The sequence below is a fragment of the Burkholderia sp. AU44665 genome (genome assembly GCF_030504405.1).
Classification (GTDB): domain Bacteria; phylum Pseudomonadota; class Gammaproteobacteria; order Burkholderiales; family Burkholderiaceae; genus Burkholderia; species Burkholderia semiarida.
This window is the reverse complement of record NZ_JAUJRI010000029.1, coordinates 57,256-70,324: the sequence shown is the minus strand read 5'-3', so window position 1 is coordinate 70,324 and position 13,069 is coordinate 57,256. Positions and strand designations below refer to the sequence as shown.

The following is a 13,069-nucleotide window of genomic DNA, read 5'->3' as shown; positions in this document are numbered from 1 at the left end:
GCGCAGGCCGGCGGCCGCGACGACGGCCGCGACGGTCACGGCCGCCGCCGCGAGCAGCGCGGCCGGCGGGAGTTTCGCGCGCAGCACGCGCCGCGCGGCGGCGGCGAGGCCGGTTTCGGCGGGCCGCATCGTCCGGATCGGTTGCATCGCGTGTCTCATTGCGTGAGGTCGATTTCGTAGGTCGCGAGGTTCTTGCCCGAGCCGTCGTCGGCCGCGACCTGCGTGATGCCGGTCAGGCCGGCCGCCGCCGCGTCGCCGAGGCGGTTCGGCGCGGACGCGAACCGCACGTGCGCGACCGAGCTCGCGAGCTTCGTGAAGCGCCAGCTGCGCTGCGCGCCGTCGGCCGCGCGCGTGATCGCGCCGCGCTTCTTGATGAACGCGATCAGCACGTCGCGGTTCGCGTCGGGCGACGCGAAGATCGTCTTGCTGCCGTCGAGGCCCGGGAAGTTGCCGCCGCCGCTCGCGCGGTAGTTGTTGGTCGCGACGATGAACTGCGCGTTCGGGTCGATCGCCGCGCCCTTGTACGTCAGGTTCCTGATCCGGCTGCCGACCGGCTGCGTGACGTCGATTTCATACGCGAGATCGGCCGACGTGAACATGTCGAAGTTGTAGCCGGGGAAGGTGCTGACGAGCGGCTGCACGGTCGCCTGCGTCGGGTCGATCCGGTTGAAGCGCTTCGCGGCCGTCTCGAGCCAGTTCTTCACGTCGGCGCCGCTCACCTTCACCGCGTACACGGTGTTCGGATACAGGTACAGGTCGGCCGCGTTGTTGATTGCGAGCGCGCCCGGCGCGACGTCGGTGTAGTCGGTGCCGCCGCCGAAGCCGCTCTTGAACGGCGCGCTGACCGACAGCACCGGCAGCGACGCGTACTGCGGCAGGTTCGCCTGCACGTACGTCTTCACGTAGTCGGCCTGCGCCTCGTTGACGATCTGGATCGCGCCCGGATCGCCGACGTCCGCGAAGTACGTGTTCATCCGGTAGTCGGTCGAGCCGATCGGCGTCTTCACGTAGTCGATCGTCGCCTGGTGCTCGGCCGCGATCGCGGCGGAGACCGACGGGTCGGCCGCGACGTAGCTCTTGTCGGCGTTCTGGATCGGCCGCGCCTCGACGGTCGTCTGCGATTTGTCGACGGCCCACGTCTTGCCGTCGAACTTCAGGCCGAGCTTGATCACGCCGAGGTGCTTGCCCCAGTAGTTGGCCATCACGGTCGGCACGCCGTTGACGGTGCCCTTGACCTTGTCGACGCCCGGCAGGTTGAACTGCGCCACGGTGCTGTTCGCGTCCGGGAACACCTGGTGCGAGTGGCCGATCAGCATCGCGTCGATGCCGGGCACCTTCGACAGCCACCAGCTGCCGTTTTCCATCGTCGGCGAGTACGCGGAATTGTCGAGGCCGCCGTGCGAGATCGCGACGACGAGATCGGCGCCCTTCGCGCGCATTTCCGGAATGTACTTCTCGGCCGCTTCCTTCAGCCCGGTCGTGTAGACCTTGCCGTCGAGCCAGCGCTTGTCCCAGTTCATGATCGCGGGCGGCGTGAAGCCGATGATGCCGATCTTCACGGGCGCGCTGACCGTCTTGCCGTCCGGCGTCGTGGCCGTCACCGTGCGCGTCAGGATCGTGTACGGCGCGAACAGCGGCGCGTTGGTCTTCGCGCTGATCACGTTCGCGAGCACCTGCGGGAAATTCGGGCCCGCGCATTTCTTCTGCTGGGCCGGCGCCGGCAGGCCGTCGACCTCGAACGTGTTGCCGGTCACCTGCGACAGGTACGGCAGCCCGTAGTTGAACTCGTGGTTGCCGATCCCGCCGCCGTCGAATTTCGCGGCGTTCATCACCTTGTAGATCGCGAGCGTCTGGTCGCAGCCGACCGGCTTCACGAGCGCCTGGTAGTCCGACAGCGCGGTGCCCTGGATCGTGTCGCCGTTGTCGAGCAGCAGCGTGTTCGGGTACTGCTTGCGCGCCTGCGCGATCAGCGTCGCCACGCGTTCGAAGCCGAGCGAATTGTCGGCGGCGAGCTTGAAATAGTCGTACGACAGCACGTTGGTGTGCAGGTCGGTCGTCTCGAGCAGCGCGAGCGTGGCCGTCGTGCCGGCGGGCGCCTGGGCCTCGGGCCGCGACGGCGGCGTGGCGGTGACGTCGTCGCCGCCGCAGCCGGCGAGGACGAAGGCGAGGCTGGCGAGCGCGGCGGCGGCCGGCGCGTGGCGGCGGGAAAGCGGGGGGAGACGCATCGGATGTCCTGTTCGGTGTTCTGTTTTATCAAACGCGAGGTACGCACGAATGGCGGCGCGGCGCGCCGACGGCCTGACGTGCGGCGCGTGAGAGTATCGAAAGGAAACGTGACGGAACAATGAAAGGTCGCGATACCGGCCACGGGCCCAGGCCCGTTATCGGCATGAACAGGCCCCGCGACGCTCGGCGGCGTCGGGGCACGGCCCAGCCGGCCCGGCTCCGGCCCGGCGCCCCGGCCGCGCACCGAGCCCGGTGCCCCGCCCACATCCTCACGTCGCGGCGCCGGGCGGTTCGCTACAATGGCCGCTGTCATCCTTTTGCAAACAACCTGCCCTTGGACTTCGAGACCCCTCCCGGCCTGTCGGTCGACGCCGGCGGCCAGGGCCAGACGGTGCGCCTGACCGGCCAGTGGACCGCGCTCTCGCTCGCGCGCAACCGCGGCGCCGTGGCGCGCCGCATCGCGAGCATCGCCGCCGGGCGCGTCATCGAATGGGATCTGTCCGGCGTCGAGCGGCTCGACCACGTCGGCGGCCAGGCGCTGTGGCGCGTGTGGGGCCGCAAGCTGCCGGCGGGCGTCGCGCTGAGCGCCACGCAGCGCACGATCTTCGAGCGCATCGAGCGGCTCGACAGCGCGCGCGAGGCGCCCGAGCGCGTGGTGCGCGTCGATCCCGTCACGCGGCTCGGCCAGGCGATCTTCGCGTTCGGCGAACACCTGCAGGGCGGCATCGCGATGTTCGGCCTCGTGATCCTCGACGCGCTGTCGGTGCTGCGCCGCCCGAAGACGATGCCGTGGAAGGAAACCTCGGCGAACATCTACAGCGCCGGCGCGCAGGCGCTGCCGATCACCGCGCTCGTCGCGTTCCTGATCGGCATCGTGCTCAGCTACCTGTCCGCGCAGCAGCTGCAGATGTTCGGTGCGAACCGCTACATCGTGAACATCCTCGGGCTGTCGGTGATCCGCGAGCTCGGCCCGGTGCTGTCGGCGATCCTCGTCGCGGGCCGCTCGGGCTCCGCGATCACCGCGCAGATCGGCGTGATGCGCGTGACGGAAGAGCTCGACGCGATGCGCGTGATGGGCATCCCGCACGGGCTGCGGCTGATCCTGCCGCGCGTGCTCGCGCTCGGCGTCGCGATGCCGCTGCTCGTGATGTGGACCAACATCATCGCGCTGACGGGCGGCGCGCTCGCCGCGAAGATCGTGCTCGGCATCGACATCAACTATTTCGTGCGTTCGCTGCCGGGCGTCGTGCCGATCGCGAACCTGTACATCGGCGTCGGCAAGGGCGTCGTGTTCGGCATGCTGATCGCGCTGGTCGCGTGCCATTTCGGCTTCCGGATCAAGGCGAACTCGCAGAGCCTCGGCGAAGGCACGACCACGTCGGTCGTGTCGTCGATCACGGTCGTGATCCTCGCCGACGCGGTGTTCGCGATCCTGTTCCAGAACGTGGGGCTCGGATGAACGCATCGAACGAAACGACCGCGCATGCCGCGGCCATCGGCGCCGGGTCGGTCGGCCCCCGGCCGGGCACGGCCGTCGATGCCGGCGATCTCGTGATCGAGGTGCGCAACCTGACCAAGCGCTACGGGCGCAACATCATTCACCAGAAGCTCGACTTCGACGTGCGGCGCGGCGAGATCGTGTCGATCGTCGGCGGCTCGGGCTCCGGCAAGACGACGCTCGTGCGCCAGATCCTCGGCCTCGAACGGCCGACGTCGGGCACGATCAAGGTGTTCGGCGAGGATACGGCGACGATCGACGACGCAAGCGCGCGGATGATGCGCACGCGCTCGGGGATGCTGTTCCAGCAGGGCGCGCTGTTCTCGTCGATGACGGTGTTCGACAACGTCGCGCAGCCGCTGCGCGAGCTCGGCCGCGTGCCGCCGGATCTGCTGCACGACATCGTGATGCTGAAGCTCGAGATGGTCGGGCTGCCGTGCAAGCACGCGTCGAAGATGCCGGCCGCGCTGTCGGGCGGGATGGTGAAGCGCGTCGGCATCGCGCGCGCGATCGCGCTGGAACCCGAGCTGCTGTTCCTCGACGAGCCGACGGCGGGCCTCGATCCGCAGGCGTCGGACGAATTCGTCGAGCTGATCGCGACGCTGCACCGCACGCTCGGGCTGACCGTCGTGATGGTGACGCACGACCTCGACACGATGGTCGCGCTGTCGACGCGCGTCGCGGTGCTGGCCGACCGCAAGGTGCTGGTCGCGGCGCCCGTCGAGGAGGCCGCGAACGTCGATCATCCGTTCATCCACGAATATTTCCTGGGGCTGCGCGGGCGCCGCGCATTGCAGGCGCTGCCGCCCGAGCGGCGCGCGAAGCTGCCGAAGGCGGCCCTCGAACCGGCGCTGTCGAGCGTCGAGCTGTAGAAGCAAGGAACCCGCGAATGGAAAACAAATCACATGCGTTCTGGGCCGGCCTGTTCACGATCGCGCTGACGCTCGCGATCGCGGGCACCGTGTTCTGGTTCAACGTCGACCGCACCGTGCGCGTGCCGTACGACCTGCTCGCGCGCACCAACGTGACGGGGCTCTTTCCGGACGCGGCCGTGCGCTTTCGCGGCCTCGACGTCGGCAAGGTGCAGTCGATCGGCTTCGACCGCACGCATCCGGGCCAGATCCGGATCCGCATCCTCGTCGATCACGACGCGCCGATCACGCAGTCGACCTACGGCAGCCTCGGCTTCCAGGGCGTGACCGGCATCGCGTTCGTGCAGTTGGAGGATACGGGGCGCGATCTGTCGCCGCTGCCGTCGTCGCCGAAGGCGATCGCGCAGATCCCGATGCGGCCGAGCCTGTTCGACCAGATCCAGGAACGCGGCGACGTGCTGCTGCGGCAGCTCGAACTGGCCGCGAAGAGCGCGAACGCGCTGATGTCGCCCGAGATGCGCGAGCAGCTGCGTGCGACCGCCGAAAGCCTGCAGCACGCGGCCGACGGCGCCGCGACGCTGACGAAGCAGCTCGGCCCGGCCGTCACCGCGCTGCCGGAGACGATGCACGAGGTGAACCGCGCGATGGCGTCGGCGAACACGCTGCTGCAGCCGAACGGGCCGCTCGTGTCGAACCTGAACAAGGCCGGCACGGCCGCCGAGCAGGTCGGCGTCGCGCTGAACGGCCTCAACGCGCGCGTGCAGTACGACACGCTGCCGCGCTTCAATGCGCTGGCCGACAGCGTCGGCGACGCGTCGCGGCAATTGAAGGACGTCGCCGGTGAACTCGGCCGCAACCCGCGCAGTCTGTTGTTCGGATCGCCCGGCGCGGCGCCCGGGCCGGGCGAAGCGGGCTTCGTCTGGCCGGGTGCGACGGCCGGGCACTGACGCCCATCGAAACCGGAAACCTTACGCAGGAATACGCCATGCCACGAATCCTTGACCGCGCGCTGCGCCCGGCAGCGGCCGCGCTTGCCGTACTGACGCTCGCGGCGGCAGCCGGCTGCGCCGGCAACAGCGCGGTGCTGTCGAACATCCGCTACGACCTCGGGCCTGCGTCGTCGGTGGCGACCACCGGTTCGGGCCCCGCGCTGAAGGTGCTCGACGTCGCCGCGCCCGACGCGCTCGATTCCGACAAGTTCGCGTACCGCCTCGCCTATGCCGATGCGCAGCACGTGGCCGTCTATCGCGACAGCCGCTGGACCGCGCCGCCCGCGCAACTGCTCACGCAGCGCCTGCGCGGCGCGCTGTCGTCGCGCGGCACGGTGCTCGAAGGCGTCGACGGCGTGCGCGCGCCGACCCTCAAGGTCGACCTGAGCGAATTCGAGCAGGTCTTCGACGGGCAGTCGCAAAGCCACGGCGCGGTGACCGCGCGCGCGACGCTCACGCTCGACGGCAAGGTGCTCGGCCAGCGCACGTTCGTCGCGCGCGCGCCGTCGAGCACACCCGACGCGGCCGGCGGCGCGCGTGCGCTCGCCGCGGCCAGCGACGAACTCGTGTCGCAGATCGCCGCGTGGGTCGGCGTGCAGGCGTACGCGGGCACGCCGTGACGCCCGACGCGCAGCCGCGATTGCATCCGCGATTGCATCCGCGATGAACGTGCCGGGCACGCATCGCGCGTCGCCGCTCGCGCGGCAGGCGTTTGCCGCTTACGCGGCGCTGATCGTCTATGCGTCGCTGTATCCGTTCGATGGCTGGGTGTCGCTCGGCATCGGTCCGTTCGATTACCTGCTCGCGCCGATGCAGCGGTACGTGACGGCGTTCGACGTGGTCACGAACGTGCTCGGCTATCTGCCGTTCGGCGCGCTCGGCGTGCTGGCGCTGCACCCGCGCTGGCGGGGCGTGGCCGCGACGCTGATCGCGGGCGCGCTCGGCGTGCTGCTGTCTGGCGCGTTGGAAGCGCTGCAGACCTACCTGCCGACGCGCGTCGCATCGAATCTCGATCTCGGCGCCAACGCGCTCGGCGCGCTGCTGGGCGCGGCGCTCGCTGCGCCGGCCACCGGCGCGCTGCTCGACCGCGGCGTGCTGCGCCGGCTGCGCTTCGCGTGGCTCGAGGCCGACGGTTCGACGCCGCTGCTGCTCGCCGCGCTGTGGCCGTTCGCGATCGTGTTTCCGTCGCCGTTCCTGTTCGGCATCGGCGACTGGCCGGCCGCGCTGTGGGAGCGCGCCGACGCGTCGATGCAGGACGCGCTGCTCGCGTGGCTGCCGGCCGCGTGGCACGTCAGCGAATGGCCCGAGCGGGTCGACGGCTGGCTGTCCGATTCCGCGTGGGAAGCCGTGCTCGGCGGGCTGATGCTGTTCGCGGCGCTGGCGATCGCGTCGCTCGCGATGCGCCCGCGCGCGCCGCGCATCCGGCTGCTCGTCGCGCTGGTGGTCGCCACGCTCGTGCTGAAGGCGGCCGCGACGTTCATGCAGTCGGCCACCGGCCTCGTCGTCGTGTGGGCGACGCCCGGCGCGCGGCTCGGCATCGAGCTCGGTTTCGCGGCGGCGCTCGTCGCGTTGCGCGTGCCGGCAACGTGGCGCGCGATGCTCGCGGCGCTCGCGCTCTTGGCCGGCGTCGCGCTCGTGAACCTGCTGCCGGTCAACCCGTTCTTCGACTTCACGCTGTCGGGCTGGCGGCAGGGCCGCTACGTGCACTTCAACAGCCTCGCGCGCTGGCTCGCGTGGATCTGGCCCTACGCGGCGCTGATCTGGCTCGGCCAGCGCGTCGAGCACGCGTGGCTGCCGGCCGCGCTGCGCCGCTGACGCGGCAGCCGGCGGCGGCCGCGCCGCGGGCAGCCGCGTGCGCCGGTCGCTATAATCGTCCGCATCCTCCGTTGCCGCGTCGCGCAACGGCAATTCATCGCCCCTCTTTGCGCACGGCCTCGCGCCGGGCCGCTCGTCATCACCATGGATTCCTACTACCAGCACCACGTCTTCTTCTGCCTGAACCAGCGCGATCCGGGCGCCGAGCGTCCGAGCTGCGCGCAATGCAATGCGCAGACCATGCAGGAATACGCGAAAAAGCGCGTGAAGGAGCTCGGTCTCGCGGGGCCCGGCAAGGTCCGCATCAACAAGGCCGGCTGCCTCGACCGCTGCGAGGAAGGGCCGGTGATGGTCGTGTATCCGGAAGGCACGTGGTACACGTACGTCGACCAGGCCGACATCGACGAGATCGTCGAGTCGCACCTGCGCGACGGCAACGTCGTCGACCGCCTGAAGATCTGAGCGGGCCGGCGCAATGAACGTTCATACGCAGAAATCGCTGATCGCGGGCCCGGTCGGCCAGATCGAAATCGCGGTCGACCTGCCCGACGCCGTGCGCGAGGGCGGCGACGCGCCGCGCGGCATCGCGCTCGTCGCGCATCCGCATCCGCTGTTCGGCGGCACGATGGACAACAAGGTCGCGCAAACACTGGCGCGCACGCTCGTGCAACTGAATTACGTCGTCTACCGGTCGAACTTCCGCGGCGTCGGCGCGACCGAAGGCGTGCACGACAACGGCACGGGCGAGGCCGACGACCTGCTCGCGGTGCTCGCGCACATGCGCGCGCAGCCCGCGTATGCGGATCTGCCGCTCGTGCTCGCGGGTTTCTCGTTCGGCACCTTCGTGCTGTCGCACGTCGCGAAGCGCCTGCGCGACGCGGGCGAGACGATCGAGCGGATGGTGTTCGTCGGCACGGCCGCGAGCCGCTGGCAGGTGGCCGACGTGCCCGAGAACACGCTCGTGATCCACGGCGAGACCGACGACACGGTGCCGATCGCGTCGGTGTACGACTGGGCGCGGCCGCAGGAGCTGCCGGTCGTCGTGATTCCCGGCGCCGAGCATTTCCTTCATCGCAAGCTGCACGTGCTGAAGCGCATCATCGTCGACGCGTGGCGCTAGCCCGCATGCGGGCGCCGGCCTGAGCCCGGTGCCCGTATCACGTACCGGCGCATCCGGTCGGTGCGCACTCCTTGCCGCGCGCAACCTCGCGCGACATCGCGCCACACTGCGCGGCGCGGTGCCGGCTCGGGGGCCGCGCAACGCGACTTGCACGCCGCCTGCGCCCGCCTTTCGCGCGGCTTCGCGCATGCCTGCCCGCTGCATTCCCGTGTCATGCTTTCGCAGCCAATAGCCGGGCGCCTGCCGCCCGGTTCGCGAAAACGCCGTTCGCGGCCACGTATAATGGCCGCTTCCGCGTTGCCCGCGGCCCGGCTGGGCCCATGCGGCGCTCGTTTCGCCGCCTGTCCGCCCGCTCGCGACGGCCGCGAACCGAACGCGCCCGCACGAGTCCAACCGGCGCGTTTCGCGTCGCCCGACGGTGTCGGGCGAGCGCCCGACACGCCCGCCGCCTTGCCGTTCAACCCTGCGCGTTTCGCACCGCACTTTCTGCCATCAGCCTGAATCGATCATGCGTCTGTCTTCCCAAGGCCTCAAGTCCCTCGCTTCCTCCATCGCCTTCGGCACCGCCGCGCGCAACGTCGCGCTCGGCGTGATGCTGCCCGTCGCGCTCGCCTCGACGATCGTCGTCGCCGAGGCGAAGCCGGCCGCCAAGGCCAAGGCCGCGCATGCGGCGCCGGCCGCCGAGCAGTTCACCGGCGCGCCCGCGACCTACATGCCGGGCGCGGTGCCGCCGCCGGGCGTGAACGCGCGCTCGTGGGTGCTCGTCGACGCGACGAGCAACACGGTGCTCGCATCGGGCAACGCGGACGAACGCGTCGAGCCGGCGTCGCTGACGAAGCTGATGACGGCGTACCTCGTGTTCGAGGCGCTCGACAAGAAGAAGATCTCGATGGAGCAGATCGTCACGCCGAGCGAGGCCGTGCGCCGCGTCGGCCGCGACGAGTCGCGCATGTTCATCGAGGCGAACAAGCCGGTGTCCGTGCACGACCTCGTGTACGGGATGATCATCCAGTCGGGCAACGATGCCGCGATCGCGCTGGCCGAACTCGTCGGCGGCAGCGAAGGGCAGTTCGTCACGCTGATGAACGACGAGGCGCAGCGCCTCGGCATGAAGGGCACGCACTTCGCCGACGTGAACGGCATGCCCGACCCGAACCACTACACGACGGCCGGCGACCTCGCGAAGCTGTCCGCCCACCTGATCCGCGATTTTCCGCAGTACTACGGCATCTTCTCGGAGAAGGAATTCAAGTACAACAACATCCGCCAGGGCAACCGCAACCGGCTGCTGTGGCTCGACCCGACGGTCGACGGCCTGAAGACGGGCCACACGCAGGCGGCCGGCTACTGCCTGATCGCATCGGCCAAGCGGGCGATTCCGGGCGTCGACGGCCAGCGCCGCCTCGTGTCCGTGATGATGGGCGAGCAGAAGGAAAGCGATCGCACGCAGGACAGCATGAAGATGCTGAACTACGGCTACAGCGCGTTCGATTCGGTGCGCCTGTTCAAGGGCGGCCAGGCGATCTCGACGCCGCGCATCTACAAGGGCAAGGACAATACCGTGCAGGTCGGCGTGAAGAGCGACCAGTGGGCAACCGTGCCGCGCGGCCTCGGCGACAAGGTCAAGACCGAAGTGGACGTCAACGCGCCGCTGATCGCGCCGCTCGCGCAAGGCCAGCAGGTCGGCACCGTGAAGATCGTCGCCGACGGCAAGACGCTGTCCGAATTCCCGGTCGTCGCGCTGCAGGCCGTGCCGGAAGCGGGTATCTTCGGTCGTATCTGGGACTCGATCCTGCTGATGTTCAGCAAGAAGAAGTAAGCGCGACGGGCCTTTGTTTTCACGACTTCATCCCCATCTGACATAGCCATGAGCCAAGCCGAATTCGAACCGATCGTCTACCTCAGCGTCTCGTCGCAGGAGGAACTGGTGCCGCTGTCCGAAGCCCGTGTGCCGGTGCTCGACCGCGGATTCATCTTCGGCGACGGCGTGTATGAAGTCGTCCCCGTTTATGCGCACGACGGCGCGCACGTGCCGTTCCGGATCGAGCAGCATCTGGAGCGGCTCGCGCGCAGCCTGAAGAAGATCGGCATCGACAACCCGCACGACGCGGCGGGCTGGCGCGCGCTGATCGAGCGGCTGGTCGCGGCGAACGCCGAAGGCCTCGGCGACGGCAACGCGCTCGTCTACCTGCAGGTCACGCGCGGCGTCGCGAAGCGCGGCCACGCGTTCCCGGCGAACGCGGTGCCGACGGTGTTCGCGATGACGAGCCCGCTGCGGCTGCCGTCGGAAGAGGAGCGTGCGAGGGGCGTGCGCTGCGTGACGGCCGAGGATCGCCGCTGGCTGCATTGCGACATCAAGTCGATCTCGCTGCTCGGCAACGTATTGATGGCGCAGCATGCGGCCGAACGCGATGCGTTCGAGACGATCCAGCTGCGCGACGACAACGTGACCGAAGGGTCGTCGTCGAACGTGTGGATCGTGAAGAACGGCGAACTGTTCGCGCCGCCGCGCAGCAACAGGATCCTCGAAGGGATCCGCTACGCGCTCGTCGAGCAGTTGGCCGAGGAATGCGGGATCCGGTTCGTCGCGCGCGAGATCAGCGAGGTCGAGCTGCGCTCGGCGGACGAAATCATGATCACGTCGGCCACGAAGGAAATCCTGCCTGTCACGTCGCTCGACGATCTGCCCGTGCAGGGCGGCAAGCCGGGGCCCGTGTTCGCGGCGTTGTACGACGCGTACCAGCGTGCGAAGGCACGCGAGTTTGAACAGTTTGACCTAACCCGGAGAAAGTGATGAGCGAACCGACCAAAACCGTCGAGGTGACCGGCGCGATCGAGACCCGGAAGGAGTCGCTGCTGGAGTTTCCGTGCGATTTCCCGATCAAGATCATGGGCAAGGCGCACCCCGAGTTCAAGGACACGATCTTCAAGGTCGTCGCCGTTCACGACAACGAGATCGACGTGGAGAAGATCGAGGAGCGCGCATCGAGCGGCGGCAATTACACGGGCCTCACGATCACCGTGCGCGCGACGAGCCAGGAACAGCTCGACAACATCTACCGCGCGCTGACCGGCCATCCGATGGTCAAGGTCGTCCTTTAAGCGTCCGTTCCGGCGTGCGGGATCAGCGCAAACGGCCGCTGATCCCTTTCCATCCGCCCTCCAGCGCGCACTCGGCGGGGCATTTCCCCGCCGCGCGCCGCGCGTCCAGCTCGTCGCACAGCCGCTTGAATTCGGCCACTTCCTCGAACAGCCAGGTCCGGAACGCCTGCACGCGCGGCGTGTTCAGCAGCGGCGGCGGACACACGAAAAAATAGTGCCACGGGCTCGGCCCGTCGATGTCGAACAGGCGCACGATGCGCCCGTCGAGCAGGTCGTGCACCGCGAGCGAGCGGCGCACCAGCGCGATGCCCTGGCCCTCGATCGCGGCCAGCAGCAAGTTCGACGAATCCTGGTACAGGATCCCGCGTTTCGGCTCGGTCAACGTATCGAGCCCGGCCGCGTCGAACCACGGCCGCCACAGTTCGTCGTCCGAGCGCAGCAGCGGGTAGTGCACGAGATCGGCGGGCGTCTGCGGCAGCTTGCCGCCGTTCAGCGTCGGCGCGCACGCCGGAAAGAACACCTCCTCGAACAACGGCTCCACATGGAGCCCCGGATAGCTGCCGAAGCCGAAGCGGATCGCGAGATCGACGTCGTCGCGCGCGAAATCGGTGAGCGAGTTGGTCGACTGCAGCTCGACGTCGATTTCCGGATGCCGTTCGATGAACGTGCCGATGCGCGGCGTGATGAAGCGCGCGGCGAACGACGACAGCATCGACACCACCAGCCGCCGGTCGCGGTCGCTCGCGCGCACGTCGCGCGTCGCGTCGGCGATCACCATCAGTGCGGTGCGGATCTGCTGCGCGTAGCGCATGCCGGCGTCGGTCAGGCACAGCCGCTTGCCGTTGCGGGTGAAGAGCTGCACGCCGAGCTCCTCCTCGAGCGCGCGCACCTGGTGGCTGACCGCGCCGTGCGTGACGAACAGCTCGTCGGCGGCGCGCGAGAAGTTCTCGTGGCGGGCGGCGGCCTCGAACGCGCGAATCGCGTTCAGCGCCGGGAGCTGGCGGAGGTCCATTTGCTAATTTTCCTCACATCGTCGTGAAAATTGGTCGTTTGGTCGGACGCCTTTGAATGACTACGATTGTAGCCATCGAAGCACTTATTGGCGGAGTCGATCATGCAAGAAATCTCTTCAAGCATCACGTTCGAAATTCCCCCGGGCGAAACCGTGCCGATGAAGGTGCAACGCAGCACGCGGCTGACCGTCCAGTGCGGGCCGGTCTGGGCGACGCGCAGCAACGACGTCGACGACTACTTCCTGGCCGACGGCGAGACGCTCAAGCTGCGCCGCGGCGAACGGCTGTGGCTCAGCGCGGAAGGCCGCGAGGGCGCGTGTGTCGCGTTCTCGGTGTCGCGGCCGCCGCGGGAGGTCGCGCTCGGCGGGCTGACCCGGCTGCGCGAACGCGTGAGCGCGCTGTTCCACGACGGCTGGCGCACCGTCTGACCCTCG

General features: G+C 69.1%; 13 protein-coding genes. 11 read left to right on the top strand and 2 right to left on the bottom strand.

From position 1 onward, the window contains the following. Positions 1-155: 155 nt before the first annotated feature. Positions 156-2,225 (bottom strand): bifunctional 2',3'-cyclic-nucleotide 2'-phosphodiesterase/3'-nucleotidase, encoded by a 2,070-nt coding sequence (locus QZM15_RS31200; protein WP_302107865.1) that lies wholly within the window; start codon positions 2,223-2,225, stop codon positions 156-158. 266 nt (positions 2,226-2,491) lie between these two features. On the opposite strand from QZM15_RS31200, the gene QZM15_RS31195 reads away from it, so the two are divergent. The 10 genes from QZM15_RS31195 to QZM15_RS31150 all read left to right on the top strand — a co-directional run bounded on the left by QZM15_RS31195 (position 2,492) and on the right by QZM15_RS31150 (position 11,622). Further along, positions 2,492-3,685: an ABC transporter permease gene (locus QZM15_RS31195; RefSeq protein ID WP_302107866.1), complete on the top strand. Its 1,194-nt coding sequence runs from the start codon at positions 2,492-2,494 to the stop codon at positions 3,683-3,685. Further along, complete coding sequence (locus QZM15_RS31190; RefSeq protein WP_059642767.1) at positions 3,682-4,596, top strand: ABC transporter ATP-binding protein; 915 nt, start codon at positions 3,682-3,684, stop codon at positions 4,594-4,596. Before QZM15_RS31195 ends, QZM15_RS31190 begins: the two co-directional genes overlap by 4 nt. Before the next feature lie 17 nt (positions 4,597-4,613). Next, the gene (locus tag QZM15_RS31185) at positions 4,614-5,543 is read left to right on the top strand and encodes an MlaD family protein (RefSeq protein ID WP_059575996.1); all 930 of its coding nucleotides are present in this window, start codon (positions 4,614-4,616) and stop codon (positions 5,541-5,543) included. 38 nt (positions 5,544-5,581) lie between these two features. Continuing rightward, a complete protein-coding gene (locus QZM15_RS31180; RefSeq protein WP_059575998.1) occupies positions 5,582-6,205 on the top strand; it encodes an ABC-type transport auxiliary lipoprotein family protein in 624 nt (207 codons plus the stop codon). A 43-nt stretch (positions 6,206-6,248) separates the two neighbouring features. Beyond that, the gene (locus QZM15_RS31175; RefSeq protein ID WP_099316858.1) at positions 6,249-7,400 is read left to right on the top strand and encodes a VanZ family protein; all 1,152 of its coding nucleotides are present in this window, start codon (positions 6,249-6,251) and stop codon (positions 7,398-7,400) included. Positions 7,401-7,544: 144 nt separating this feature from the next. Then, positions 7,545-7,862, top strand: a complete 318-nt coding sequence (locus QZM15_RS31170) for a ferredoxin (RefSeq protein WP_050018157.1) — start codon at positions 7,545-7,547, stop codon at positions 7,860-7,862. Positions 7,863-7,875: 13 nt separating this feature from the next. Further along, positions 7,876-8,520 (top strand): alpha/beta hydrolase, encoded by a 645-nt coding sequence (locus tag QZM15_RS31165; RefSeq protein ID WP_104011865.1) that lies wholly within the window; start codon positions 7,876-7,878, stop codon positions 8,518-8,520. A 508-nt stretch (positions 8,521-9,028) separates the two neighbouring features. Then, positions 9,029-10,339: a D-alanyl-D-alanine carboxypeptidase family protein gene (locus tag QZM15_RS31160; RefSeq protein WP_099316857.1), complete on the top strand. Its 1,311-nt coding sequence runs from the start codon at positions 9,029-9,031 to the stop codon at positions 10,337-10,339. 48 nt (positions 10,340-10,387) lie between these two features. Further along, positions 10,388-11,314, top strand: a complete 927-nt coding sequence (locus QZM15_RS31155) for a D-amino acid aminotransferase (protein ID WP_059642758.1) — start codon at positions 10,388-10,390, stop codon at positions 11,312-11,314. Beyond that, positions 11,314-11,622, top strand: coding sequence for a YbeD family protein (locus QZM15_RS31150; protein ID WP_011546305.1), 309 nt, complete (start codon positions 11,314-11,316; stop codon positions 11,620-11,622). The genes QZM15_RS31155 and QZM15_RS31150 overlap by 1 nt, the downstream gene beginning before the upstream one ends. A 22-nt stretch (positions 11,623-11,644) precedes the next feature. Here the strand turns inward: QZM15_RS31150 and QZM15_RS31145 are convergent, their stop codons facing one another. After that, positions 11,645-12,634, bottom strand: coding sequence for a transcriptional regulator GcvA (locus tag QZM15_RS31145; RefSeq protein ID WP_226224887.1), 990 nt, complete (start codon positions 12,632-12,634; stop codon positions 11,645-11,647). 102 nt (positions 12,635-12,736) lie between these two features. Between QZM15_RS31145 and QZM15_RS31140 the strand changes: the two genes are divergently transcribed. Further along, positions 12,737-13,063, top strand: coding sequence for a DUF2917 domain-containing protein (locus QZM15_RS31140; RefSeq protein WP_059642796.1), 327 nt, complete (start codon positions 12,737-12,739; stop codon positions 13,061-13,063). Positions 13,064-13,069 lie beyond the last annotated feature (6 nt).

Coding starts and splice junctions, on each gene's coding strand:
- QZM15_RS31200 (WP_302107865.1), bottom strand. CDS start 2,225: ATGCGTCTCCCCCCGCTTTCCCGCCGCCACGCGCCGGCCGCCGCCGCG.
- QZM15_RS31190 (WP_059642767.1), top strand. CDS start 3,682: ATGAACGCATCGAACGAAACGACCGCGCATGCCGCGGCCATCGGCGCC.
- QZM15_RS31185 (WP_059575996.1), top strand. CDS start 4,614: ATGGAAAACAAATCACATGCGTTCTGGGCCGGCCTGTTCACGATCGCG.
- QZM15_RS31180 (WP_059575998.1), top strand. CDS start 5,582: ATGCCACGAATCCTTGACCGCGCGCTGCGCCCGGCAGCGGCCGCGCTT.
- QZM15_RS31175 (WP_099316858.1), top strand. CDS start 6,249: ATGAACGTGCCGGGCACGCATCGCGCGTCGCCGCTCGCGCGGCAGGCG.
- QZM15_RS31170 (WP_050018157.1), top strand. CDS start 7,545: ATGGATTCCTACTACCAGCACCACGTCTTCTTCTGCCTGAACCAGCGC.
- QZM15_RS31165 (WP_104011865.1), top strand. CDS start 7,876: ATGAACGTTCATACGCAGAAATCGCTGATCGCGGGCCCGGTCGGCCAG.
- QZM15_RS31160 (WP_099316857.1), top strand. CDS start 9,029: ATGCGTCTGTCTTCCCAAGGCCTCAAGTCCCTCGCTTCCTCCATCGCC.
- QZM15_RS31155 (WP_059642758.1), top strand. CDS start 10,388: ATGAGCCAAGCCGAATTCGAACCGATCGTCTACCTCAGCGTCTCGTCG.
- QZM15_RS31150 (WP_011546305.1), top strand. CDS start 11,314: ATGAGCGAACCGACCAAAACCGTCGAGGTGACCGGCGCGATCGAGACC.
- QZM15_RS31145 (WP_226224887.1), bottom strand. CDS start 12,634: ATGGACCTCCGCCAGCTCCCGGCGCTGAACGCGATTCGCGCGTTCGAG.
- QZM15_RS31140 (WP_059642796.1), top strand. CDS start 12,737: ATGCAAGAAATCTCTTCAAGCATCACGTTCGAAATTCCCCCGGGCGAA.